The 25,869-nt window shown below is 32.3% G+C and carries 22 protein-coding genes; 16 read left to right on the top strand and 6 right to left on the bottom strand.

Annotated elements, in window-relative coordinates; all coding sequences use genetic code 11:
- Positions 1-387 precede the first annotated feature (387 nt).
- The 7 genes from BTJ66_RS07200 (at position 388) to BTJ66_RS07170 (ending at position 8,716) form a co-directional block, all read left to right on the top strand.
- Positions 388-1,104 carry a D-ribitol-5-phosphate cytidylyltransferase gene (locus BTJ66_RS07200; protein ID WP_099090289.1) on the top strand — a complete coding sequence of 239 codons (717 nt, stop codon included), beginning with the start codon at positions 388-390 and terminating at the stop codon, positions 1,102-1,104.
- Positions 1,097-2,125, top strand: coding sequence for a ribitol-5-phosphate dehydrogenase (locus BTJ66_RS07195; RefSeq protein ID WP_099090288.1), 1,029 nt, complete (start codon positions 1,097-1,099; stop codon positions 2,123-2,125). The genes BTJ66_RS07200 and BTJ66_RS07195 overlap by 8 nt, the downstream gene beginning before the upstream one ends.
- Before the next feature lie 75 nt (positions 2,126-2,200).
- Positions 2,201-3,889, top strand: coding sequence for a teichoic acid ribitol-phosphate polymerase TarL (gene tarL / locus BTJ66_RS07190; protein WP_099090287.1), 1,689 nt, complete (start codon positions 2,201-2,203; stop codon positions 3,887-3,889).
- A gap of 150 nt (positions 3,890-4,039) precedes the next feature.
- Positions 4,040-5,764, top strand: coding sequence for a glycosyltransferase family 2 protein (locus BTJ66_RS07185; protein ID WP_099090286.1), 1,725 nt, complete (start codon positions 4,040-4,042; stop codon positions 5,762-5,764).
- Between the two features lie 182 nt (positions 5,765-5,946).
- On the top strand, positions 5,947-6,531 hold the full coding sequence (locus BTJ66_RS07180) for an MptD family putative ECF transporter S component (protein WP_099090285.1): 585 nt from the start codon (positions 5,947-5,949) through the stop codon (positions 6,529-6,531).
- 1 nt (position 6,532) lies between these two features.
- Positions 6,533-7,252 (top strand): energy-coupling factor transporter transmembrane component T, encoded by a 720-nt coding sequence (locus BTJ66_RS07175; RefSeq protein WP_099090284.1) that lies wholly within the window; start codon positions 6,533-6,535, stop codon positions 7,250-7,252.
- A 9-nt stretch (positions 7,253-7,261) separates the two neighbouring features.
- The gene (locus tag BTJ66_RS07170; protein ID WP_099090283.1) at positions 7,262-8,716 is read left to right on the top strand and encodes an ABC transporter ATP-binding protein; all 1,455 of its coding nucleotides are present in this window, start codon (positions 7,262-7,264) and stop codon (positions 8,714-8,716) included.
- Positions 8,717-8,804: 88 nt separating this feature from the next.
- Here the strand turns inward: BTJ66_RS07170 and BTJ66_RS07165 are convergent, their stop codons facing one another.
- Positions 8,805-10,877, bottom strand: coding sequence for a helix-turn-helix domain-containing protein (locus BTJ66_RS07165; RefSeq protein WP_099090282.1), 2,073 nt, complete (start codon positions 10,875-10,877; stop codon positions 8,805-8,807).
- Positions 10,878-11,211: 334 nt separating this feature from the next.
- Between BTJ66_RS07165 and BTJ66_RS07160 the strand changes: the two genes are divergently transcribed.
- The 4 genes from BTJ66_RS07160 to BTJ66_RS07145 all read left to right on the top strand — a co-directional run bounded on the left by BTJ66_RS07160 (position 11,212) and on the right by BTJ66_RS07145 (position 16,194).
- Positions 11,212-12,225, top strand: a complete 1,014-nt coding sequence (locus BTJ66_RS07160; protein ID WP_099090281.1) for a LacI family DNA-binding transcriptional regulator — start codon at positions 11,212-11,214, stop codon at positions 12,223-12,225.
- Between the two features lie 85 nt (positions 12,226-12,310).
- Positions 12,311-13,600, top strand: coding sequence for an MFS transporter (locus BTJ66_RS07155; protein WP_238597606.1), 1,290 nt, complete (start codon positions 12,311-12,313; stop codon positions 13,598-13,600).
- Positions 13,601-13,620: 20 nt separating this feature from the next.
- On the top strand, positions 13,621-15,105 hold the full coding sequence (gene xylB / locus BTJ66_RS07150; RefSeq protein WP_099090280.1) for a xylulokinase: 1,485 nt from the start codon (positions 13,621-13,623) through the stop codon (positions 15,103-15,105).
- An 18-nt stretch (positions 15,106-15,123) separates the two neighbouring features.
- Positions 15,124-16,194 carry an NAD(P)-dependent alcohol dehydrogenase gene (locus BTJ66_RS07145; protein WP_099090279.1) on the top strand — a complete coding sequence of 357 codons (1,071 nt, stop codon included), beginning with the start codon at positions 15,124-15,126 and terminating at the stop codon, positions 16,192-16,194.
- 347 nt (positions 16,195-16,541) lie between these two features.
- Here the strand turns inward: BTJ66_RS07145 and BTJ66_RS07140 are convergent, their stop codons facing one another.
- The gene (locus BTJ66_RS07140) at positions 16,542-16,805 is read right to left on the bottom strand and encodes a hypothetical protein (RefSeq protein ID WP_099090278.1); all 264 of its coding nucleotides are present in this window, start codon (positions 16,803-16,805) and stop codon (positions 16,542-16,544) included.
- 262 nt (positions 16,806-17,067) lie between these two features.
- Between BTJ66_RS07140 and BTJ66_RS07135 the strand changes: the two genes are divergently transcribed.
- Positions 17,068-17,742 (top strand): haloacid dehalogenase type II, encoded by a 675-nt coding sequence (locus BTJ66_RS07135; protein WP_099090277.1) that lies wholly within the window; start codon positions 17,068-17,070, stop codon positions 17,740-17,742.
- A 172-nt stretch (positions 17,743-17,914) separates the two neighbouring features.
- Here the strand turns inward: BTJ66_RS07135 and BTJ66_RS07130 are convergent, their stop codons facing one another.
- Complete coding sequence (locus BTJ66_RS07130) at positions 17,915-19,084, bottom strand: ArgE/DapE family deacylase (protein ID WP_099090276.1); 1,170 nt, start codon at positions 19,082-19,084, stop codon at positions 17,915-17,917.
- A 107-nt stretch (positions 19,085-19,191) separates the two neighbouring features.
- Positions 19,192-19,683, bottom strand: a complete 492-nt coding sequence (locus BTJ66_RS07125) for a GNAT family N-acetyltransferase (RefSeq protein ID WP_099090275.1) — start codon at positions 19,681-19,683, stop codon at positions 19,192-19,194.
- A 212-nt stretch (positions 19,684-19,895) separates the two neighbouring features.
- On the opposite strand from BTJ66_RS07125, the gene srtA reads away from it, so the two are divergent.
- Positions 19,896-20,495, top strand: coding sequence for a class A sortase SrtA (gene srtA / locus BTJ66_RS07120; RefSeq protein ID WP_099090274.1), 600 nt, complete (start codon positions 19,896-19,898; stop codon positions 20,493-20,495).
- Between the two features lie 80 nt (positions 20,496-20,575).
- Here srtA and BTJ66_RS07115 read toward each other — a convergent pair whose 3' ends face one another.
- Positions 20,576-21,244 carry an N-acetylmannosamine-6-phosphate 2-epimerase gene (locus BTJ66_RS07115; RefSeq protein WP_099090273.1) on the bottom strand — a complete coding sequence of 223 codons (669 nt, stop codon included), beginning with the start codon at positions 21,242-21,244 and terminating at the stop codon, positions 20,576-20,578.
- 166 nt (positions 21,245-21,410) lie between these two features.
- Between BTJ66_RS07115 and BTJ66_RS07110 the strand changes: the two genes are divergently transcribed.
- The gene (locus tag BTJ66_RS07110) at positions 21,411-22,211 is read left to right on the top strand and encodes a MurR/RpiR family transcriptional regulator (RefSeq protein ID WP_099090272.1); all 801 of its coding nucleotides are present in this window, start codon (positions 21,411-21,413) and stop codon (positions 22,209-22,211) included.
- 49 nt (positions 22,212-22,260) lie between these two features.
- Here the strand turns inward: BTJ66_RS07110 and BTJ66_RS07105 are convergent, their stop codons facing one another.
- Positions 22,261-23,133: an ROK family protein gene (locus BTJ66_RS07105; RefSeq protein ID WP_099090271.1), complete on the bottom strand. Its 873-nt coding sequence runs from the start codon at positions 23,131-23,133 to the stop codon at positions 22,261-22,263.
- 257 nt (positions 23,134-23,390) lie between these two features.
- Between BTJ66_RS07105 and BTJ66_RS07100 the strand changes: the two genes are divergently transcribed.
- On the top strand, positions 23,391-24,272 hold the full coding sequence (locus BTJ66_RS07100) for an N-acetylneuraminate lyase (protein WP_099090270.1): 882 nt from the start codon (positions 23,391-23,393) through the stop codon (positions 24,270-24,272).
- Between the two features lie 25 nt (positions 24,273-24,297).
- Positions 24,298-25,827, top strand: coding sequence for a sodium:solute symporter family protein (locus BTJ66_RS07095; RefSeq protein ID WP_099090269.1), 1,530 nt, complete (start codon positions 24,298-24,300; stop codon positions 25,825-25,827).
- The last annotated feature ends 42 nt before the right edge of the window (positions 25,828-25,869 follow it).

The raw sequence follows: 25,869 nt of genomic DNA, 5'->3' as shown, positions 1-25,869 counted from the left end.
AATGACAAGTGATTTCTATAACGCCCAGGTTCTAGCATGTCCATGATTCCATGTCCTTGATAATCGTTGATACGTATGAATATACTAATAAATTTTAGAATTGTAAATATATTCTGAAAAATTAAAGTTGAATAATACTGATTTTGTGTAATTAGACACATTGTATATCGTATGATTTAATAAAAATTCAAAATTATAGCGGGCGTAATGAATAATTGAATATGATAAAAAATGGCAATAAGTAGAAAAAATACGGTATAATTGGTAATATTGTTCTTATAAAATAATATTTTTATCCATAAGAAAATTCAAGAAAAATATAAAGAGTCAATTAATCATAAAAATGAATGATAACTAGGTTGAAGAAACTATAATGGAGGAATGTATATGATTTATGCAGGTATATTAGCGGGTGGCATAGGTTCTAGAATGGGTAACGTGCCGCTACCAAAACAATTTTTAGATTTAGATGGAAAACCTATCTTAGTACATACGGTGGAGAAATTTTTATTAACAAGTGAATTCGATAAGATATATATTGCTACACCTCAAAAATGGATTTCACACACAAAAGATACATTAAGGAAATATCATATTACAGATGACCGAATAGAAGTTGTGCAAGGCGGTTCTGATCGTAACGAAACAATTATGAATATTATTAGCGCAGCAGAAAAAGCAAATGGCATTTCTGACGAAGACGTTATTATTACACATGATGCGGTAAGACCATTTTTAACACGTAGAATCATTAAAGATAATATTGAGAGTGTACTGAAGTACGGTGCTGTAGATACTGTTATCACTGCAACTGATACAATTATCACTTCTGAAAATGGTGATTCAATACAATCTATACCAGTTAGAAGTGAGATGTATCAAGGACAAACACCTCAATCATTTAATGTGAACTTATTGCGAAATAGCTACAATGACTTATCTGATGACGATAAACAAATTATGACAGATGCATGTAAAATTCTAGTGGTAGCTGATAAGCAAGTTAAATTAGTAATGGGAGAATTATATAACATAAAAATAACGACACCTTATGATCTTAAAGTGGCAAACTCAATCATAAAAGGTGGGATGTTGAGTGATTAATCAAGTTTATCAACTCGTAGCTCCAAGACAATTTGAAGTCACATATAATAATGAAAATATTAAAAGTGACAAAGTTATTGTTAGACCACTGTATTTATCTATATGTGCTGCCGACCAAAGGTACTATACAGGTAGTAGAAATGAAAAAGTATTGAAAAAGAAATTACCTATGTCATTGATTCATGAAGGTGTAGGTGAAGTCGTTTATGACAGTAAAGGTGAATTTAATATTGGTACAAGAGTGATCATGGTTCCTAATACACCAGTAGAAAAAGATGATGTGATTGCGGAAAATTATTTACCGAGTAGTAAATTTAGATCGAGTGGTTTTGATGGTTTCATGCAAGATTATGTATTTATGGATCATGACCGGGTCGTAGAAATAGATGACAGCATTGAGGATTTAAGCACAATTGCTTATTCTGAATTAGTTAGTGTAAGTTGGCACGCATTACAAAGGTTTGAACGTAAATCTATCTCCAATAAAAATAGCTTTGGCGTGTGGGGAGACGGTAATTTAGGTTATATTACAGCGATTTTACTAAATAAATTGTACCCAGATGCTAAAATTTATGTGTTCGGTAAAACAGATTATAAATTAAGTCATTTTTCATTTGTAGAACATATCTATCATATTCATGAAGTGCCCGAGGATGTTACATTTGACCATGCATTTGAATGTGTAGGCGGTAAAGGTAGCCAATCTGCAGTAAATCAAATTATTGACTTGGTATCACCTGAAGGAACGATTAGCTTACTAGGTGTAAGTGAATATCCGATTGAAGTTAACACACGTTTAGTACTTGAAAAAGGTCTGACTATGTTTGGTAGTAGTAGAAGTGGCGCGCAGGACTTTAAAGAAGTTGCTGAATTTTATAAAAATAATCCAGATGTCGTAGAAAAATTAGCATTACTTAAAGGTAATGAATTTGATGTTAAGACAATTAATGATGCAATCAATGCGTTTGAAACGGATTTGTCAACATCATGGGGTAAAACAGTCATTAAATGGACGATGTAAGTATACAATTCGGTGCACCTGTTTTAAATAGCAAAGAAAACCTATCAACTTGAATGAAGAGAGGATTTTTTAAAATTGAGTAAATCTAAAATAATAATTGATAATATTTATTGGGAACGTATTCAATTATTTATAGAAGGTCATGTTGAAGATATTGAGCTTAATAAGAAAAACTTTGTATTGAGAAATTTGACAGAAACTAAAGAATTAAAAGCAAATGACGTAAAAGTAGAAGGCAATCAATTTAAAGCCCGTTTTAATGTTGCCATATTAGATGATGGTAATTATCTACCTTCTGGTGAATACTTAATTGTTTATAAGGGTGATTTTGATTATATTGCTAATATTAATGAAGCTTTGCTAGATCCTAATCATTATGAACTAGAAGAAGAAGCACTGGAACAATATAGCGATGAAGAAACGCAAAATGGTAAAAATAACTTTTTATTAGAACATTTTATGTTTACCTTTAAAAAAGGTGGAAACTCATCTAAAACTGAGTATACTGTGAAACCTATGATTTCCAGTGAAGTTAATGAATTTGTATTAAATATAATATTTAAGGCGCCTGCGCCTAAAATGAATCCAATTAAACAAAAGATGACAAACATAAAATTGAAATACAACAAATATTCATTTAATGTACGTAACTTTATTTTTCAATCTATTTTCAAAGTCACTAAATTCTTCCATTTGAAAAAGGGGAATACAGTGCTTTTTACTTCTGATTCTAGAGCGGAAATGTCTGGTAATTTTGAGTATGTGTATAATGAAATGTTGCGTCAAAATTTAGATGAGCAATATAAAATACATGCATTATTTAAATCTAATATTTCAGTACGCCGTAATTTTATAGATAAATTTAAATTTCCATATTTATTAGGAAAAGCAGATTATATATTTGTTGATGATTTCCATCCTTTACTGTACACAGTAAAATTTAGAAAGAGCCAAGAAATTATTCAAGTATGGCATGCAGTCGGTGCATTTAAAACGGTTGGATATAGTCGTACTGGGAAAAAGGGTGGTCCATTCTTTAATTCTGTAAATCATAGAAATTATACGAAAGCGTTTGTTTCTTCAGAAACAGATATTCCATTTTATGGTGAGGCATTTGGTATTAAAGAACAAAATATCATTCCAACTGGTGTACCAAGAACGGATATATTATTTGATCAAACTTATGAAAAAGAGGTCGTGGCGGAGATGGAAGAGGCGCTGCCAATCATTAAAGGGAAACAAGTCATATTATTTGCGCCAACATTCAGAGGTAGCGGTCATCATACGGCACATTATCCATTTTTCAAAATTGATTTTGCTAGATTTGCACGTTATTGCAGGGAAAATAATGCCGTTGTTTTATTCAAAATGCATCCGTTTGTTAAAAATAGATTGAATATTCCTAGGGAGTATCAAGATTATTTTGTAGATGTTTCTGATTTTAGAGAAGTAAATGACATTTTATTTATTACTGACATTTTAATCAGTGACTATTCTTCTCTTGTTTATGAATTTGCTGTATTTAAACGTCCAATGATGTTTTACGCTTTTGATTTAGAGGACTATATTACGTCACGTGATTTTTATGAACCTTATGAAACATTTGTACCTGGTAAAATCGTTGAATCATTTAGCGATTTAATTACAGCATTGGATCAAAAAGATTTTGAAGTTGAAAAAGTTGAGCCATTTTTAGATAAACATTTTAAATATCAAGACGGACGTTCAAGCGAACGTTTAGTAAGAAATGTTTTTGGTAGTTAATTTAGGTGAATAGAAATACCAATTAAAAATGATGAGTTAACTACAAAATGAATCATCTTCAGTGATTGAATGGAATGCTATCTAGACAAGGCCATTTATAATTTGTTGATATTGATTTGTACTTAACTCATTTTAATAAGGTGGATTATAATGAAATTTTCAATCATAGTACCAAGTTACAATTCCGAAAAGTATATAACAGAACTTTTAACTAGTTTGCAGAACCAAAGTTATGATAAAAAAGACTTTGAAGTTATTTTGGTAGATGATTGTTCATCAGACAATACTTTAAATATAGTAGAAAGCTTCAAAAATAAATTCAATTTAACTGTAAAACAATTAGAAACCAATTCCGGTGGGCCAGGTAAACCTAGAAATACAGCTCTCGCATTGGCGCAAGGCGAGTATGTATTTTTTGTGGATTCTGATGATTATATTAATCACGATACTTTAAAAGATGTATCAAAATTTGTGAATCAAAATAATGCTGATATTGTATTGGTGAAAATGGAAGGCGTTAATGGACGTGGTGTGCCTAAATCTATGTTTAAAGAGACTAGTGATGCTGTTACATTAGCAAATTCTCGAATTATATATACACTAAGCCCGACAAAATTTTATAGAACTTCGTTATTACGGGAGAACGCAATAGATTTTCCTGAGGACTTACGCAGTGCAGAAGATCAATTGTTTACGATGAAGGCATATGTGAATGCTGATAAAATAGCTGTACTTGCAGACAAGCCTTATTATTATGCCACTAAACGTGAAGGAGAACATATGAGTTCTGCTTATGTTTCACCAGAAGACTTTTATAAAGTCATGTCATTGATTACTGAAGAGATATTAAATAGTCCTTTGGAAAATAGATATGAAGTGCTTGCTTATTTTATAGATAGACATTTTTCATTCTCTAGAACGAATAACTTTTCTCTTAAAATAGCTGATGATAAAAAAGAAGCATGGATGGATGCATTAGGTGACTTTATTCAAAAGGTACCGACAGAGGTTGATAAGTTAGTAAAGGATTCACTAAAGCCTTTATTATATTATGCACGTCTAAAAGATATGGTACGTTACCAAATGGTGGAAGAAAGTTTTAAGAATGGAACGTTTTATAGCTACAGTGCTAAAGAAGGTAAATTAAAAATACAATTTGATGAAGGTGAACCATATTTTATTTTCAACAAATTGATGAAACCTGATATTAAAATGTCCCATTTCGAATTTAATGACCAAGGATTTGAGTTAGAATTAGAATTTATAAGTTCAATTATTAATCCTAACCATGTTGCTTCAATGATTCAACTCAAGTTATTATCACGAAATAAAAAAGAATTTATTTATATTCCTTTAATGATGAATGATCAAAGTAGATTTAAGTTTAAGGCAGACTTGAGCGATTTGATGCCATATCTCATAAAAGAAAAAGTATGGGATGCGCATCTAGAAATGCGTGTAGATAATATGACAGTTGAGAAACGTATTGGTAACAAACGTGTTAAATATCCATACGACAAGGAAACGAGTACAATTGCACGATATAACAATAAATATTACCGCTTTACACCGTATTTCACCAAAGATTTTGATAATTTATCATTTTATATAACGAATAATAAATTAAAAGAAATGCTAGCTGTAGATATTAAAGATAAGCAGACTATACAGATACGCAGTTTAGAGTTTAATTATATCCTATCTGAAGGTATGTCAGCTGTGATTTTACCGCAAAATTTCACATACGGTTACTTATCATCTGTAACTTCGAAAGAGACATTGACTTATAACTTAGCAGTTACTGAAAAAATAAAAGATAGAGATCTGAAAAAGGACTTTAGGATTGAAACACCACATTTAGCTTTAAAATTCTAATTCGTATATAATAGTAAGTAAACTAATGAAATATTAGTGAGCTTACTATTTTTTAATTCGCTGTTATTGATAATAGTTTTCAATTATAGTATGTTGAAACAAATACACTTTATATAGTAATATAATAATATTTAATTTATGTATATAGGGTCTGTTAGATTTATGTGAAGAGGGAGTTACCAATGACAAAAAGCAAAATAGATGTTAAAGATTTAATTAATATAGGCCTCTTTACGGCAGTATACTTCATTTTTATTGCACCACCAGGTATTTTAGGTATTATTCCGATTTTCATGTTATTACTTCCCGCAATGATTGGCCTAGTGGGAGGCATACCTATAATGCTACTTATTACAAAAACGCAAAAATTTGGAGCATTAACAATTTGTGGTATTGTCGTCAGTTTATTATTAGCAATCATGGGTCACCCATGGATAGCTTTAATATTAAGTGTGCCAGTGATTATTATAGCAGATTCAATTATGGCAATGGGTCGATATAAAAGTTGGAAATTAAATAGTGTTGGTTATATAGTATTTTCATTTTGGCCAATTGGTAATTTATTACCGTTTTATTTTATGAGAAATTCTTATTTAGCATTTATTCAAGATAAATATGGTACGAATTACGAAGCGACTGTAGAGGGATTGTTTTCAATAGGGATGATACCTGTAATTCTTCTTACAACGATTGTTGGCGCATGGATAGGTATATATATTGCTAAAAGCATATTGAAAAAACACTTTAAACGTGCAGGTATTATTTAAAATGTATAATCAAATACTCAGTCAAAATCATAAACGTAACTTAGATCCTAGGATAAAATTAGGGCTTATGCTAATTGTTTCGCTTATTTCATTAACTGGTGGCGTAACTGGGAATGAAGTTTTTATTAGATTGATTATTATGCTCATACCAACCATATTATTAATGATGGTTGGTAAATATAAGGTTGGATTGATATTTCTTGTATTAATAATCGTTGCTTGGTATGGCGAAGCATTTGTTACACTTGGGCAAAGCCAACTCGCAACCTTATTAGTGTTCGTTCCATCTGGTATAATGACTAGGTTCTTCCCTTCTTTAGTAATGGGATACTATATATTTAAAACAACACAAGTTGAAGTGCTTATTTTAGGTTTAGAACGCATGAAGTTATCTAGGAAATTAACAATTCCAATTGCTGTTATGTTTCGGTTTATTCCTACAATTAGAGTGGAATCTGCATCTATTAAAGATGCGATGAAAATGAGAGGGATTTCATTACGTTTTGCATTTAAAAAGCCTATGCAGTATATAGAGTATCGCATCGTACCGTTATTAAATAGTGTAGTTAAAATAGGAAATGAATTAACGGTTGCATCTATTACGCGTGGATTGAACTTAACACACAAAAGAACATCTATTGTGAAGTTGAAAATTCGCTGGCTTGATTGGTTATTTATCATTGCAACAGTCGTATTGTGTATAACTTACTATTTAGTGTGAGGTTAAAGTATGATTCAATTTGAAAAGGTATCATTTAATTATGACGATGGAGAAAAAATTCTTGAAGATATAAACCTTACTATTAACGACGGTGAGGTTATTTGTTTAACAGGGGCATCAGGTTGTGGAAAAACAACAATCACGCGTTTATTAAACGGCACGATTCCTCACTTCTTTCACGGTGATATTGAAGGTCATATCACCGTGAACGGTCAAGATATTAGAAAACAAACGATTTATGAAATTTCACAGAAAAGTGGATCTGTCTTTCAAAATCCACGTTCACAATTTTTCTGTTTGAATACAACAAGCGAACTTGCATTTGAGCCTGAAAATTATGGTGTTAACCCAATAGAAATCCATACGAACATTGCAAATAGTGTTTGTGAATTTAATATTGAGCACTTGCTAAACAGGGGTATATTTAATCTTTCAGGTGGAGAAAAACAGTTGATTGCATGTACAGCAATACAAGTGCGTGGTCACGATATTATTATTTTAGATGAACCATCATCCAATTTAGATTACAAAACGATTATTAAACTGCGAGAAATGTTAAATATGTGGAAGCAAGAGGGGAAAACAATTATCATTGCAGAACACCGTTTACACTATTTAATTGATGTAGTTGATCGTTTCATCGTACTGAAATGCGGTAGGATAAGTGAAGTCTATGACCATGAGGCATTTAATGAGCTTAATCACACATCATTAGCAAGATTAGGATTAAGAACAACACATTTAGAAAAATTGACCCCTAAAGTTTATAACAATATTGCAAACGGTGCGCTGACATTAAAAAACTTTTATTTTAAGTATAAAGCAAGCCTCCCTTTATCAATTAATATACCTAAGGTTGAGCTTAGTAAAGGTAAAGTAACAGCAATTATTGGCCACAATGGATCTGGAAAATCTACACTTGTGCGATGTTTGACTGGTGTAGAACGCAAATTCAAAGGGAAAGTTGATGATGATGAGATCACATTGAAGCGGAATCATAGGTTAAATAGCGTTTATTTAGTGTTTCAAGATGTCAATAATCAACTTTTTGCAGAAAGTGTCGGTGAAGAATTACGTCTAAGTCAAGCTGATTTAGATGATAAAACCATTCAAGCACGTTTAAAACAATATGGTATTTCCGAACATATTGAACGACATCCTCTGTCTTTATCAGGTGGAGAAAAACAACGCCTGGCTATAGCAAGCGCGGTAGAAACGAAACGGGATATTATTATTTTTGATGAACCCTCTAGTGGTTTAGATGGGCATCGTATGCGTGAAATTAGTGAAATCATCAACGATTTAGCCAATCAAGGCCATACAATATTAGTGATTACACATGATTATGAGCTTTTGTTATCAAGCGCAGACGAAATATTGCATTTGGAACAAGGTTGCATCAAGGATCAATATGAAATGAACGATACCAACTTATCTAAATTACAAGCGTTCTTTGAAATTTAATTATGAATTAAGGGGGAACGCATATAATTAGAGCTAAAAAAGGTGCTTGCAAAATTAATTTTTGCAAGCACCTTTTTTTGTTATAAATTCAATTTATAGAAATCTTGATATAAAGTAAGGAGGATTTGGGCAGTTTGAAAATCAATGGGTCTTTAAAAGAATGCATAGTTAATTTCAAGCGTGGATAGTTAGATCTATTTATTTGCTTTAAAAGTGAATTGTCCAAATAAGTTTGATTTAGATTTTGTGGTATTAAGTTTGAAATTACGCCATGTTCACTATTAATTAAACGGGATAATATGGGAAATGGTTTAATGAAATTATGATTGATATTTACTGAAAACGATGAGCGATTGAGATGATTAAACAGTAATAGATGATAATGCATGTGTGTTTTTGTAACGTATGCATAAGGTAAAATAGCGAGCTGTTGTTTATAAAATGGTGATAATAACCCATATATATGAACAACTGGCATCGCACTTTGAAATTGATTGAACAGCATGATACGGTCATGGTTATCTGAATAATAAGGGTAACCAAAGCCACCGACAAGCTGGTTAAATTCAATGAGAAATTGTGCTAATACTACATGTGTGTCCTGTTTGTCATCGTTATAGCATTGTTTTAATGCACTATGTGTAAGGTTGATGAGTATCAGTTTTTTTGCATGCTCGGAACTCATATTATTTATAAACATTAAAATACGTGCTTTTAAACTGTCATCTGAGTTGATGCGTTTGTCTTTTTGCGAGATTAATTCTGCTAAAGCAATCAAGTTTAAGTTGATATAATAAAAATCCACATTCAGCAACGACATGAAGCGATGAATTTGTGTTATATGTGAGCAGTGTGTAAGTATAGTATCAAGCTTTATACCAATTTTTAGTTTTGGATAATTTTGTTTAACTTCATCAATAAATTGTGGTAGATCCCTAACTTCATTGACAGTGAAATCTAGGTATAATGTCATCCAGCTTAATTGCTTTGTACACGCAATTAATAATTTTCTTAAGACTGTATTTGATTGTTCCGTTAAGATTGTAGGTGTTACTTTAAGTGTAATATAAAAGTTTTTATTTATTAGGTGATGGATTGAAGATAATACTTGTTGTAGTTTAAGTCCATTTAAATGATTGATATTTGTATCTTGGATGACAATGTTTGATTTCGGAAACACATGGACGTCACTTTGACTAGAAATCGAAGAGACAAAGTGAATTAAGTCATCAAAGTTGTCTAACAGTATAAATGTATAAGGCTCTTTAAATATCTCGTTAAAAGTTAACGTTGATAGATTGATTGTATTTACAATTTGATTCATTTGCTGAGATGATTTTTGAATTTGTGCAAAATAGCGCAAAAGTTTAGACTTATCCATATCGATTTGTTTTGGTTCATTAAAGTACTCTTGTCTGAAATAATGCACATATCTTTTCGGTGGTATGTGGATATAATGTTTAAAATGTTTTGAATATGTACTCACATTTGCAAATTGATATTTTACAGCAACGTCATAAATACTCTTATTGCCATGCAATAAATCAAATAATGATAGAGCAATTCTTAATGAGGTCGTATAGTGTTTGAAATTCATATTTAATACATTAGAAAATAGTATTGAGATATAGGATTGCGAAATATAAAATGCATTAGAAACATTTTTAGTACTTAATTTATCATAGATATGTTGGTGAATATATTCCGTTATTTGTTGCACTAACGGATGCTTTGTATTAAGTGGTGGAATATACACATTATTAGAAGTTACTTTAGCTTCTTTAATTAAAAACTCAATGATATTTGATATATAACGATGCGCAGGTGCCTCATCTTGTAATGTTGAATGCAAATTGTCTAATACTAGATTTCTAAATTGCTCTACAAATTGGATATGGTTAAAGTCAAAGAATGATGTTGATAGAGTAGAATCTTTTTCAAAAAACAGTGGCAGTGGCAAACTTAACTCCATTAAGTCTTGAACATCAAACAATTGAAATAAATCAGCATTGTTAATGATGATACCATCTTCAATTGTAATAGTTGAGCCATTCAGATAAATCTTACAAGGTTTATTTAAAGGTAGTAGTAGTATAACTTTGTTTATACATCTTTTTAATTCAGTTGTGTAATGATTTCTAATAGTTAATGAACTGATCACAAATATCACCTTTGCATAGATAAGCAACGATTGCTTTATATAATAATATTATTGTACAACTTCATTGTTTAAAAAGGTTGAATATCTATGTTTATTAATAAAATGACTATTTAAAATAATTAATAAGGTCAAAAATTAATTTTAATTTAATTTTTGACGAGGATGATTAAAAAGTAGCTATGGTGGATTAATAAAAAGAGGTTAGAAAAATATAGATGGAGAAAATATTACATACTTAATTGGTAGCGCTTGCAAAAATGTGCAATAGTTCTTATAATGTACACATTGACTTGTCAAATTATAAAGAAAAACTTAAACGTTTAAGGTGGAAAAGATGAAAAAGAATAAACCAACTTTGCATGACGTAGCTACTGTGGCAGGTGTTTCAATTGCCACAGTATCTAATGTATTAAACCATAAAAGTACAGAATTAAGTGATAAGACCAAAGATAAAGTGCTTAAGGCAATAGAAACCTTGAATTATGAACCTAATCAATTTGCTAGAGGATTAAAGACAGGGCGGTCCAATATTATTGCATTTATTGTTCCGGATCAAAATCCCTTTTTTACAGAAGTGCTTACGGAGATAAATCATGAATGCCAAAAACAGCACTTACATGTTGCGGTAGCATCTTCAGAAGAAAGTGAAGACAAACAACGAGAATTAATCGAAACATTTGTGTCACAAAATGTAAGCGCTATTATACTTGTTCCTGTAAAATCAAAATTTCATATAAATTCTGAATGGTTGAAGATACCAATCATGACATTGGACAGAGAACTTGAAGCAACAAGTTTACCTTCTATATCAGTAGATAACCAGGAAGCTGCGTATATTGCGACAAAAAGAGTATTAGAAAGCAATTGCAAAGAGGTGGGTTTATTACTCGCTAATCCTGATATAAGCACGACCATTGGAAGAAAAAAGGGCTATGAAAGCGCCTGTTTGGAATTTAATGTGCCCCTTGATGAAACAAGCATTTATTACAGTAATCGGCAACTAGGTACAAATGCTCAAATAAAAAGTGGTTATGAAGCTACACAGAAAATACTGAAAAAAGGTATTGACGGAATTGTTGCTACGAATCATTTATTATTACTAGGCGCTTTACAAGCTATCAATGAAAGCGCGAAAGTAATTAAAAGAGATGTGATTATTGTAGGCTTTGACGATAGCTATTGGAATGAAATTTATACACCTAAATTAACTGTTATATCTCAACCAGTTAAAGAAATAGGGCAGGCTGCTGCTAAAATGATTTACAAGCTTATACAAGGTGAACAGGTGCAATCGGTCAAGTTATCTACGAAATTGATAATTCGTGAATCATGTACTTTTAATAACTAATAAAATCCAGAAAGCGTGGATTTTTATTAAATAAAACTTAAACGTTTAAGTGTAGGTTGTTAAAATTTTAAAGGGGGAAATAAATTTGAAAGATTCGCTTAGTAAGAAGAATGAAAGTACTTGGATGGGGATACCAAAAATAATTTTTGCAGCACTTATTGCAATCTTTATTTTTATGACGGGTGATGGGATAGAACAAGCATTTTTATCCAAAAACATTGTTGATTTAGGATTCTCAAGTAGTCAAGCATCATTAGTATTTACAGTGTATGGCGTTATGGTGGTTGTAGGTTCGTGGTTAGCCGCAGTATTAGCAGATGTATATGGACCAAGAAAGGTTATGGTGTTAGGTACTAGTATTTGGTTAGTATTCCATATATTATTTTTAGTCTTTGGACTTGGTATGGAAAATTACAATATGATGATTCTCATGTATGGAATTAGAGGGCTAGGTTATCCTTTATTTCTTTATGGATTTTTAGTTTGGGTGACATATATCACAGATAAAGCGCGTTTAGCAACCGCAATAGGTTGGTTCTGGGCAATGTTTTCAGTCGGTATGGGGGTTATCGGTACCTATCTACCTAGCTATACTATTCCACATATAGGGTTTATGGGAACACTTTGGATGTCGGTGATATGGATTGCGCTAGGTGGCATAATTGCATTTTATGTAGTAAGTAAGAGAAATATCAAACCGAACGCAGATATGCCAATTAAAGAAAGATATGGAAAAGTACTTAAAGAAGTGAGCATAGTCTACAAGAATCCAGATATTATTAAAGTGTTTTTAGTAAGAATTATTAATCAACTATCTTTATTTGGTTTAGTCGTCATCTTTCCCGTATTATTTACAGAAATAATTGGTTTTTCAATGCAACAATGGTTATGGATATGGGGAACAATGCACATTACTTGTATAATAGGTGATATTGTTTGGGGCGTGATAGCAGATAAAATCGGTTGGAAACGCCAAGTCATGTTATTTGGTTGTATCGGCTGTGGCGTAACGACATTGCTTTTCTATTATTTACCTGTGCTAAGTGGAGATGTATTTGCTATTGCAACGCTATGTGCAATATTATTTGGTATTACGCAGTCAGCTTTCGTACCTATTTTTGCAATCTTTACAGCGTTGGAACCAAATCATATCGGTGCTACTTTATCGTCACATAATTTAGCAGCAGGTTTAAGTAATTTTGTTGCGCCAGCGATGGCTACGTTAATTCTACCCATTTTTAATGAAGTTGGTGTCGTTTGGGCTTTTGCAATTTGTTATTTTATAGGGGCAGTGATAACTTACTTTATAAAAGTGCGTCAGCCGGGTATAGAGGTTTATAGCGTAACTGAAACAAATACACAAACACAATACTAATGAGTGAAGGAATGATATAAATGGAAGACGTCGTTCTAGGCATTGATTTAGGTACAAGTGCAGTTAAAACAATCGCTGTTAATCAATGTGGCGAAGTAATAGGACAGACAAGTGAACCACTGACATTGATTCAACCCAAACCTGGATATAACGAACAAGATCCAGAGTCATGGGTTAACGCTGTTAAAGAAAGTATAAAAACACTGATTAAATCTGAAGAAATGAAAAATAAACATATATCTGGTGCATCATTTTCTGGTCAAATGCACGGATTAGTTGCATTAGACAAACAAGGTGAACCTATTAGAAATGCTATTTTGTGGAATGATACCAGAACGACAGAACAATGCCAGTTAATCAAAAACCACTTTGGAGATACATTGTTAGAAAATCCAATATTAGAAGGTTTTACATTACCTAAATTATTGTGGTTACAGCAAAACGAGCCAAAACATTGGCAAGAATTAAGTGTTTTTTTACTTCCTAAAGATTACGTTAGATACAAAATGACCGGTGATATTTCAATGGAATACAGTGATGCTGCAGGCACACTATTACTTAATCCAGATACAAAACAGTGGGATAAAAGTGTTGGTGCTGAATTATCATTAGGAAATATTTATCCGAAATTAATGGATTCACATGAGTATGTAGGAAATTTTACAGAAGATGTAAAAGCGTCATTAGAACTTGAAAATGATGTTTGTGTTTTTGCTGGAGGCGCAGATAATGCTTGTGGTGCTTTAGGCGCAGGGGTCATTAATGAAACGCAAACATTGTGCAGTATAGGCACCTCTGGTGTTGTATTAACATGTATGCAAGGTAAAGAAAATGATTTAGGAAATAATATACATTATTTTAATCATGCTTTATCCAACATGACATATACAATGGGTGTCACGCTTAGTGCTGGAGATAGTTTGAATTGGTTGAAACAGACATTTTTTGATGACGCGTCATTTGACGATATTGTGCAACAAGCATCAAATTCTGAAATTGGAGCAAACGGTTTGTTATTCACTCCATATTTACAAGGTGAGCGTACACCTCATGGAGATGCTTTTATTCGAGGTAGCTTTATTGGTTTAAATCGTAGTACAACCAAAGCAGATATTGCACGAGCGACTATTGAAGGGATTACATATTCACTCTATGAATCTTATCAATATATGTCACAATCACATACTGAAAATAAGCGCATGATTTCAATAGGTGGCGGAGCTAAAAATAGCTTTTGGTTACAACTTCAAGCAGATGTTTTTAATACAGAAGTCACAACATTGAAATATGAAGAGGGACCAAGTATGGGTGCAGCAATGCTTGCAGCTTATGGCTTAGGGTGGTTTGAATCCATGGAAGCATTTGTAGACGCATTTATTAAATATGATAAGACATATTATCCGAATTTAGAAAATCACAAGACATTTGGACAGTATTTTAATGTCTATCAACAAGTATATAGCCAAACACAGACGTTAACACAACAATTATTAAATATTAAATAATATAGGAGGAATACTATTATGACAAATAAAGTTCCAGAAACGATGAACATTTCATTGTTAAACAAACCATTAGATATGGAAATTAGAGAAGTTAAGGTACCACAAATAGGAGCAACAGATGTGCTGGTTAAAGTAATGGCAGTAGGTGTGTGTGGTTCCGATGTACATTATTATGAGCACGGTCGCGTTGGAGAATTTGTTGTTGAAAAGCCATTGATTCTAGGGCATGAATGTTCAGGTATAGTAGCAGCTATTGGAAGTGAGGTAACAAACTTTAAAGTAGGGGATAGAGTAGCTATCGAATCTGGCATACCTTGTGGAGAATGTGAGTATTGTAAGTCAGGGCAATACAACTTATGTCCAGATGTAAGCTTCCTGGCAACGCCCCCAATAGATGGCGCCTTTAGTCAATATATTAGCCATCCTGAAGGCTTTTTATTCCATATACCGGATGCTTTATCATATGAGGAGGCAACGCTTAATGAACCATTTTCAGTAGGCATTCAGGCATGTAAAAGGGCAAGTGTACAACCAGGATCAACGATTGTTATTATGGGCATGGGGCCTGTAGGACTCATGGCAGTAGTAGCAGCGAAAGCATTTGGAGCTACTAAAATTATTGTGTCGGATCTCGAAAAAATTCGTTTAGATGAGGCACTGAAATTAGGCGCAACACATGCAATTAATATTAAAGAAGAAGATGTATCTGAACGCATTGATGAAATTACAGAAGGCAAAGGCGCACATTATGCGTTTGAAACTGCTGGTAATCCTACAGCGCTGCAAAATGCGCTATCTGTCTTAAATAATGGTGGCACATTGGCTATTGTTGGTTTACCTCAACAAGAAAATATTGAGCTGAATATTCCTTTTATAGCAAATCATGAAATTAATATCGTGGGTATATTTAGATATGCGAATACTTATAATATGGGGATCGAAATGCTTACTTCTACTACGGCAGATTTAAAAACGATGTTCACTGACACTTATGATTTAAATCAAGCGAAAGAAGCCATGGAACAAGCGAGAACGAATAAAAGTGGTTCATTAAAAGTCATGGTTTATCCGAATGGTAAACCAGAATAAATTAAAGAAGAACTAAAGTCGTAGCCTGAATGTGACTTTAGTTCTCTTTTTTAATGTACGATAAAGCAAACGCACATTTTTTCAAGAATGCTGCTTTATATCATAAATTAAAATGGGTGCATAAAGTTTAATTCTGGGAATGGAATATAACTATGGTGATTAACGGCACAATACAAGCCTAGATATATAAGCACATGCATTCTATATAAATATTATATAACTATAAATGTATTTTTACAACATAAAATTAAATTCTATTTAAAGGAAACAGAAGTAATATTGTGATAAATTTTAATTGTTGTAATGAAATATTTTATACCAAGATAATGATAAGGGGAAATTTCAGTTTACCTACGCTGCATATATAAATCAATTGATTTATATATGAAGAGTATGAATGAAATAGCTAAAAATAAAGTGAATAATCCGTTAAATATTGAATGATTAAATATATTAATAAAGGTCATTTGACTAAGTGTGACTAGAAATACGGAACCGGTTGTTTTAATTTCAAATAAGTCGAAAGAAAATAGAAGGATTGTAATTAGCATGAAATAACCGAGTGCAATGAAAAACAGGTTTAATAAATCAATTAAAAATACCTTTTTCATAACAACCAGCCTCCTCTCTTAGTATTCTATAACCGCTTTTTATTCAAATAATGCTAAAAATGTGATTTTACACAAAATTAACAATTAGATGCTTTAAGTTATTTATGTCATGCGTATAAATATGATAAATGCTAGAATCAAACAAATCAAAAAAATAAAGGTTTAGTAATAAAACATAGAATTTAAGTAAATACTGTTTCGATTTATCAATTTGGTGCTAAAGTGTAAATAAGTCTGTTGATCGATGAAAGGGTGGTTAAACATGTATAAAGCTATTATTTTTGATGTGTATGGAACTATTTTTGATATGTCATCACTTGAAAAACGGCTGAATCAATTTGATGAAACGCAAGCCTCCTCTATTTCGCAGTTATGGCGGAAAACACAATTGCAACACATGTTTTTAAAACAAATAATGCAACGTTATATCACTTTTGATATTTTAACTAAAGATGCATTACGCTTTACCTTAGACAAACATAAAATTCAATATAATAGAGAAGATATCAATCAATTGTTTGATGCCTTTTTAGATTTAGATTATTTTAAAGAAATACCAAGAGTATTTTCAGATTTAAAAGCTAAAAATTTAGAGATAGGTGTACTATCGAATGGCAATGATAGTATGTTAATGCCGTTAGTTGATAATTCAAAGATTAGTGATGATATTGATACGGTTATGAGTGTAGATGAAATTAAACAGTATAAGCCAAGTCCTGCAAGTTACGCATTGATTTTAGATTACTATCATGTGAATAGGTCGGAGGTATTATATGTTTCTTCTAATTCATGGGATGTGACAGGCGCGGCTAATTTTGGGTTTGATACTGTGTGGGTAAACCGTCGCAAAATGCAATTTGATAATAATGGACAAGCACCTACGATGACCGTTAGTAACTTAAATGAGTTAGTAAAATGGGTAGAAATGAATAAGTAGTCAATTGGTATTTTGTTATGAAGATTAGCAGAAATTAAATAAATTATTAGCGTGTTAAGAAGTAATAATATCATTCAAATAACGAAAAGAGTCCAGACAAAAATGTCTTGGACTCTTTCGTTATTGCTTTAAATACTACTTTATTAAACAACGATTTCACAATGAAGGTTTACTATTTAAAATCATTTAAATATTGTGGGAGCATTTGAGTATAAAGGTCTATGAAAGTTAAATAAGTATCTTTATAAACATATTCATCGACTTGATGTGCTTGGCCTGTTTCACCTGGTCCATACATTACAAATGAGAAGTCGTCCCCTTTATCTTTCATTAAATAAGATGCATCCGTAGTCGCTGTTGATGACGTAACATCCAAATCTCTGTTAAAGTATTCATCACCTAAAGATTTCGCTAATTTAAGGAAGGCATTATCACCTGTAGTGTATACAGGATCACGATTAACATAAGGATTAACAGTAATGCTACCATTATCGTCTTTTTCAACTTTTTCTTTTATACTATTAAAAAGTGCTTCGAATTTCTTATTATCAAATGCTGGAATGGTGCGCATATTAAATAATGATTCTGCGTACTCGGGAATAGAATTGACTTGATCACCACCGTTGATAATGGTTGAGTTCATTGTAGGTGTACCTAAAAGTTCACTACTTACATCAACTTTACTATACTCAACATTTAAATAATGAATAAAATCAACAAGTGGGTTTATCGCATTAAATCCTAATTCTGGCATTGAACTATGCGCAGATTTACCTTTTGAAGTCACTTGAATATCCATTGTACCCTTGTGAGTATAAACAATACCATCCTGAGAAGGTTCGGCAATTAATAAAGCTTCGACATCGTCCATATAACCTTTTTCATGTAAAAGTGCGGCGCCATTACTTGTTACTTCTTCACCAGCAGTTGCCATGAAACGAATGGTACCTTGATTTAAAGTACCAGCTGCCTGTATTTCTATTAAACTAATGGCTAATGCTGCTAATCCGGATTTCATATCAGCAGAGCCACGTCCATGCAATCTGCCCTGATCATCTTCTGTTAATTTAAATGGATCATAGTTCCATTGATCAGTATCACCTGTTGTAACAACGTCCATATGTCCTGAAACACCAACAACAGGCTTGCCGTTACCAACTTCAGCTACCAAGTTAGCACGCGAAGTTTCACCATCTAATTTTAAAATTTCTGAATGAATGCCATACTGTTCAAATAACTTTTGCAAATAATGTGCAACATCTAACTCTTTTTCGTTGATTGATTGAATTTCAATCAAATCGGCTAATATTTTCACACGCGTTTCATTAGATAATACTGACATGCAAACACTCCTTTTAGTATCTATATACATTATTATCTACCACTATGGTGCAGTTTTAAACGTTTGAAGTAACGTGTCGGTATAGATTATAAAATATTAACTTGTGTTTATTTACTTAAATCTAATTGATAGAAGGCAAGGTCTAACCATTTATCAAATTTATAGCCAGCATTTTGAATAGTTCCAGAATGTTGGAAATTGAATTTTTTATGCAAATAAATGCTGTCATCGTTTGTAGCATCAATACCTGCAATCAACGTTTTATAGCCTTCATCTTGAACATGATTTATAATTTTCTTAAGTAATTGTGATGCAATCCCTTTACCTCTATGAAGTTTGTTTACATAAATAGAATGTTCAATTGTGTATTGATAGGCTGGCCAATCACGGAAAGCGCCATATGTGGCAAATGCAACTGCTTCACCGTGTATTTCATAAATAAAAATGGGTTCGCTATTTTTTGCTTTTTGCTCAAACCAAATTTCACGAGACTCAAGTGTCTGTGGCGTATATGTGTATACTGCAGTTGTATTCAAAATAGCATCATTATAGATATTTAAAATATTTGGTAAATCAGATTTCGTTGCTTGTCTTATCATAGTAAGCTCACCCTTTGTTTATATAATACAATAAAAATAACTGTCACTTTTTATTTAACACTCAATCTAAAGCTACAGCAAATTTGTGTTACAAAAGCTTACATTGAAGAGCATTATGGTTCTGCAAATAAACTACATGATAGCTTTTGTATTGTGCTATACTTATTATAAAATTTAAAGTCAAGATTGTTTGAAAAAGGAGTTACGCAAGTATGAAAAAATGGGCAAACCGACTCATCACATTAATTGGTGTGTTATTAATCTTAACAGCAATTTATTTATTCGCTAAACCACACATTGATCAATATTTTAAGGACAAAGAAAATGAAGAAAAAATAGAAACATACGATAATGATGCTGCAAATAGAAAAGATAGTCAGTATGAAATTCCTAAAGATAAAGCTGAAATGGTTGGGTATTTATCTGTACCAGATGCAGAGATTAAGACGCCAGTTTATCCTGGACCCGCTACGCCTAAGCAGTTAAATAGAGGTGTAAGCTTTGCAGAAGGCGATGAGTCACTAAACGATCAAAACATTGCCATTGCAGGTCATACCAATACTGGATCATCTGATTATCAATTTTCAAATTTGTCTAAAGCCAAAAAGGGTAGTGAAGTACGTTTTAAGATAGGCAACAAAGATAATGTTTATAAAATAACGAAAATATTTGATGTGAAACCTGAAGATATACAAGTGTTAGATGAACAAAATACAAGTAAGAGACAATTAACTTTAATAACTTGTGACAATTATAATGAACAAACGAATACGTGGGAAGATCGAAAGATATTTATAGCTGAAGCGGTGTAAATAGAAAAAGACCTTATCATAGAAGTGAATGTGACATCAGTACACATATCATTTTTAAGATAAGGTCTTATTATATTCTTTTATTGATCGAAAACATTTATAAAACGTTTTGTGATTTCCTTAGGTCTTGTTATAGCACCACCTACGACAGTACAATAAACACCTAAATTAGTCACATCTTTGTACATTTCAGGAGTAAGGACGTTGCCTTCAGCAATCACTTTAGCATCTACGTTCGCTAAGACATCTTTTAAAAATTGATAGTCATTTTCATATAAAATATGTCCTTTAGTATAGGAAGTATAACCACGTAAAGTTGTACCAATGTAGTCAAACCCAAGGCCATCTGCATTTTTTGCTTCTTCAAGTGTAGAAATATCTGCCATAATTTCAACATTAGGTGCATTTTGACGTATGTATGTTACAAGTTCTGATAAGGTTTCTTTAGGGCGCTCTTGCATCGTTCCATCTAAAGCAATTACTTCACAGTCACTTTCAATTAATTCATCGATTTCTTGACTTGTTGCAGTAATGAAAACGTCGGATTGCTCATAATCGCGTTTAACTATTCCAATCACTGGCAAGTCGACTTCTTTTTTAATTTCAATAATGTCTTCTTTTGAATTAGCTCTTATACCAACGGCGCCACCTTCACATGCTGCTAATGCCATTTTAGACATAATAAAGGATGAATGTAGGGGCTCATCTGGCAATGCTTGGCATGACACTATTAATCCCTGTGGTAACATAATTATACACTCCATAACTTTAGTAGATTTAATCTATAATTTAAGTTGTATTAGATTTGTATTTTTAATATAACACTAAGAAAATATTAATCAATACATTTCATTATTATGAAAAACATTTTCATTTATAGTATAATAGGTCGAAAATCTGAAAGAAGGGGATTTTATGAAATTTGAAAATCGTATTCAACGTTACCATCACTTATTTACCAAGACAGACAAACAAATAGTTGATTATATTCAAAATAATAAGTTTGACGATTCATTTTCAACAATAAATTCATTAGCTTATGCCATTGGCACATCACCTGCAACGATTACACGCTTTAGTAATAAATTAGATTATGATAATTTTCAGGACTTGAAATTCAATTTACAACAAGAAATGACGGATAAAGTGATTGAAAATAGTCCGTTGATTCAACGTATCCATAAATATCATCAAGATATTATTCAACAAACAGGTGAATTTATATCGGATGAAAAAATTCAAAGCTTTGTGAATCAAATTATGAGAAGTAGACAAATCATTTATGCTGGTCTAGGTAGTTCCGGATTATCGGCGACAGAATTTTATTATAGAATGATGCGTATGGGATTAAAAGGGAATGTATCGACAGACGCGCATCAAATGAAAATTTTCGCGTCATTATTAACTACTTCCGATACGTTTGTAGCAATTTCGAATAGCGGAGCAACAACTGAGTTGATAGCAGCGGCCGAAGTGGCACACGCCCGTGGTGCCTATGTCGTAGCTATAACGAATTATGAAGGTAGCCCATTGACGAAATGTGCAGATCTAGTATTGATTACGACTGATCAATCAAGAATTAATGATACAAGATTTATTAATACACAGATAGCAACATTATTTTTAATAGATATTGTAAGTTATTTATTATTAGATGATGATTATATGCATCATGTGTACCAACATACGAAGAAAATTATATTGAATGAATCATAGACAGATCCGTGAAACGCTAATCATTTACTAAAGCGTTTCATGGATCTTTTTAAAATTGTGTAACAACACCAAATAATGAGGCGTGATTTTTAGTTTGAGTGGTTTGAATGTCAGCATGTCCATATTCTGGTGGTAAGAAAAACGGTATTTTTGGAATGATATAGTTGAGTAAATTTTGTCCCTGAGATGAGATGCCACCACCAATTAAGATTAATCCAGGATCATAAATGATTTGGATTTGAGCAATACCTTCTGCAACATTGAAGCTCCATTGATTGAGAATATCTAAAGCAAGCTCATCTTGCTGTTCAGCTAACTCAAATAGCATTGGAACATCATTATGATAAGGGAATGATTTTGATTTCATTAATGATTTGAGTGCATTGGTGGATGAACGCTGTTCAAATGTACACTGATCACTTGTTTTATAAAGGAGATAGCCAATTTCATTTGCACGATTTCGCTCACCATTATACAGCTGGGTATGCTTATTATAAAATGCGCCGCCAATACCTGTTCCTAAAGTTAGACAGAAAATGTTATCTGCACTATAAGGATGGTGTTGAAGTTCGCCTAATAAAGCAGCATTGACATCATTAAAAACTTTAACGTGTGCATTGAGTGGTGCAAGTAATTTAGGAAAATGCGTACCTTTGAAATTCGGAATTGTAGGCCCTGAATAAGCCACAATACCATTTTGTTCATCGATGATGCCTGCACTAGAGATACCCACATACAAAGGGTACAAATTATATTTCATTTGAAAATGTTCAACTAATGCATAAACTTTATCAACTATAAATTCGTTTATATTGTTAGGGGTAGCTATTTTTTGATAGTCTACAAAATTTAACTTGTCATCTAAAACGGCAGCTTTAATGTCAGTCCCTCCAATATCTATGGCGATTTTGAAATCCTTCATGAGTATAGCCTCCTGTAATTTATTCAAATATATATGTATCATTTTTAAATTTAAAAGTATAGATATAATAAGTTTGAAAAATATTTTCATTAATTTTTAGTATAAATGATGAATTTTTTCAAAATACTATTGATACTCTTTATGGTAGCGTTTACAATTTGAACTGTAAATAGCATATCTCGAACATTTTTGAAGCGAGTCAGAAAATACATGCTTTTTAAAAAGAAAACGTATAAAAATAGATGGAGGTTTATCTCATGGAAGAGAATTTAAAAGGTTTATATGCCGCGTTGTTAGTACCATTTGATGAAAATGGACAAGTGAAAGAAGAAGGTTTACAGCAAATTGCCAAAAATGCAATTGAGACAGAAAAATTAGATGGTTTGTATGTCAATGGTAGTTCTGGTGAAAACTTCTTGCTAAGTAAAGCGCAAAAGAAACAAGTATTTAAAGTTGCAAAAGAGGCTGTAAATGATGATGTCAAAATGATTGCACAAGTGGGTTCGTTGGACTTAAACGAAGCGATTGAACTTGGTAAGTATGCAACTGAACTTGGATATGATGCGATTTCAGCTGTGACTCCATTTTATTATCCGTTTTCATTTGAAGAAATTAAAGATTATTATTTTGAACTTATTGAAGCCACGCAAAATAACTTGATTATATATGCAATACCTGACTTAACAGGTGTAAATATTTCAATTGAACAATTTGGTGAACTTTTTAATCATGAAAAAGTAATAGGCGTGAAATATACTGCACCAAACTTCTTTTTATTGGAAAGAATTCGCAAGGCATTTCCTAATAAATTAATTCTATCTGGTTTTGATGAAATGTTAGTACAAGCAGCCGTATCGGGTGTAGATGGCGCAATTGGTTCTACATATAATGTCAACGGCGTACGTGCAAGACAAATATTTGAAAAAGCACAAAGCGGAAACATCGCAGAAGCGTATGAAATTCAGCATGAAACAAATAATATTATCGAAAATGTATTGTCTATGGGGATATATTCTACATTGAAAGAAATATTGGCCTCACGCGGTATTGACGGTGGTATACCGAAACGTCCATTTAAACCATTTAATGAAAATAACAGACACAAGTTGGAACAACTTATTAAGGATTATAACTTATAAGACATCACGTAAGGGGATGAAGTAAATGCAACAAGTAGGGTTTGGTATATGGAACTGGGTAGCTGTTATAGCTTACCTTGTAATCATGTTATTGATTGGGGCATATTTTACAAAACGCGCAAGTCAAAATACTGATAGTTTCTTTACAGCTAGTGGCCGCTTGCCTTCTTGGGCGGTAGGTTTCTCTATTTATGCAACGACATTAAGTGCAATAACGTTCATGTCGACACCAGAAAAAGCATTCTTGACTGATTGGTCATACATAGCAGGTAATATAGCTATTGTCGCGATCATTCCACTTTTAATTTATTTCTATGTACCATTCTTTAAAAAATTAAAAGTGACATCAGCTTATGAATATTTAGAGGCAAGGTTTGGACCAAGCGTACGTGTAATTGGTTCTTTATTATTTGTACTCTTCCATTTGGGAAGGGTAGCTATTGTTATTTATTTACCAACATTAGCCATCACTGCAGTTTCTGATTTAAACCCATACGTCGTAGCTAGTTTAGTTGGTATATTATGTATCCTCTATACTTTCTTAGGTGGTTTTGAAGGTGTAGTATGGAGTGACTTCATTCAAGGTATCATTCTATTAGGTGGTGCTGCAGCCATTATTATCTTGGGTATTATACATATTCAAGGTGGGATGGGAACTGTTGTTACGGATGCGTTAGCGCATAAAAAAATAATCAGTGCAGATAACTGGAAATTCAATACAGCAGCTGCAGCAATTCCAATTATTTTCTTAGGTAATATTTTTAATAATTTACATCAATACACTGCAAGTCAGGATGTTGTGCAGCGTTATCAAGCATCAGATTCGATGAAAGAAACGAAAAAATCATTATGGATGAATGGGGCATTAGCTTTGATCTCAGCCCCCCTATTCTATGGTATGGGAACAATGCTTTACTCTTTCTATCAACACGAAAGTATCTTGCCGGATGGTTTTAATACATCATCAATCGTACCGTATTTTATTCTTACTGAAATGCCACCATTTATTGCAGGGATATTAATAGCGGCAATATTTGCAGCGGCTCAGTCTACAATTTCATCCAGCTTAAATTCAATTTCAGCTTGTCTGTCTGTTGATATCAAACATAGGTTCTTTGGTAAAGGTAAAGAAAAAGATGAAGTCGCTTTTGCTAGATGGATGATTGTACTTTCAGGTTTGTTTGGTTTTGCTATGTCAATCTATTTAATTGCTTCCGATTCAAATGATTTATGGGATTTATTCTTATTAATTACTGGCCTTGTTGGTGTACCATTAGCTGGCGTCTTTGCAGTTGGTATCTTTACGAAACGAACAAATACTGTTGGTGTTATATGTGGTCTTGTGTTAGGTATTGTCTTTGCCTATATCTTTAACGGTATTGGTGGAGGGAATTCGCCATTCTTTGTATCTATTATTTCATTCTTAGTTGCATTTATCTTCTCTTATATTATCAGCATCATTATTCCTGGTAAGAAAAAAGATATTGTGGGTTTGACAATTTTTGATATTAAAGAAAAATCAAATTACGTTTCCAAAATACGTGTTAAAAAATAAAAAAAGCTTATCAGAATTATAATTTCTGATAAGCTTTTTTAA

The organism is Staphylococcus edaphicus (assembly GCF_002614725.1).
GTDB lineage: Bacteria > Bacillota > Bacilli > Staphylococcales > Staphylococcaceae > Staphylococcus > Staphylococcus edaphicus.
The sequence above is the reverse complement of the archived record's forward strand: the minus strand, read 5'-3'. Positions and strand labels throughout refer to the sequence as shown.

Coding starts and splice junctions, on each gene's coding strand:
- BTJ66_RS07095 (WP_099090269.1), top strand. CDS start 24,298: ATGCAACAAGTAGGGTTTGGTATATGGAACTGGGTAGCTGTTATAGCT.
- BTJ66_RS07110 (WP_099090272.1), top strand. CDS start 21,411: ATGAAATTTGAAAATCGTATTCAACGTTACCATCACTTATTTACCAAG.
- BTJ66_RS07115 (WP_099090273.1), bottom strand. CDS start 21,244: ATGTTACCACAGGGATTAATAGTGTCATGCCAAGCATTGCCAGATGAG.
- BTJ66_RS07130 (WP_099090276.1), bottom strand. CDS start 19,084: ATGTCAGTATTATCTAATGAAACGCGTGTGAAAATATTAGCCGATTTG.
- BTJ66_RS07170 (WP_099090283.1), top strand. CDS start 7,262: ATGATTCAATTTGAAAAGGTATCATTTAATTATGACGATGGAGAAAAA.
- BTJ66_RS07185 (WP_099090286.1), top strand. CDS start 4,040: ATGAAATTTTCAATCATAGTACCAAGTTACAATTCCGAAAAGTATATA.
- BTJ66_RS07145 (WP_099090279.1), top strand. CDS start 15,124: ATGACAAATAAAGTTCCAGAAACGATGAACATTTCATTGTTAAACAAA.
- BTJ66_RS07180 (WP_099090285.1), top strand. CDS start 5,947: ATGACAAAAAGCAAAATAGATGTTAAAGATTTAATTAATATAGGCCTC.
- xylB (WP_099090280.1), top strand. CDS start 13,621: ATGGAAGACGTCGTTCTAGGCATTGATTTAGGTACAAGTGCAGTTAAA.
- BTJ66_RS07100 (WP_099090270.1), top strand. CDS start 23,391: ATGGAAGAGAATTTAAAAGGTTTATATGCCGCGTTGTTAGTACCATTT.
- BTJ66_RS07140 (WP_099090278.1), bottom strand. CDS start 16,805: ATGAAAAAGGTATTTTTAATTGATTTATTAAACCTGTTTTTCATTGCA.
- BTJ66_RS07135 (WP_099090277.1), top strand. CDS start 17,068: ATGTATAAAGCTATTATTTTTGATGTGTATGGAACTATTTTTGATATG.
- srtA (WP_099090274.1), top strand. CDS start 19,896: ATGAAAAAATGGGCAAACCGACTCATCACATTAATTGGTGTGTTATTA.
- BTJ66_RS07160 (WP_099090281.1), top strand. CDS start 11,212: ATGAAAAAGAATAAACCAACTTTGCATGACGTAGCTACTGTGGCAGGT.
- BTJ66_RS07105 (WP_099090271.1), bottom strand. CDS start 23,133: ATGAAGGATTTCAAAATCGCCATAGATATTGGAGGGACTGACATTAAA.
- BTJ66_RS07200 (WP_099090289.1), top strand. CDS start 388: ATGATTTATGCAGGTATATTAGCGGGTGGCATAGGTTCTAGAATGGGT.
- BTJ66_RS07125 (WP_099090275.1), bottom strand. CDS start 19,683: ATGATAAGACAAGCAACGAAATCTGATTTACCAAATATTTTAAATATC.
- BTJ66_RS07175 (WP_099090284.1), top strand. CDS start 6,533: ATGTATAATCAAATACTCAGTCAAAATCATAAACGTAACTTAGATCCT.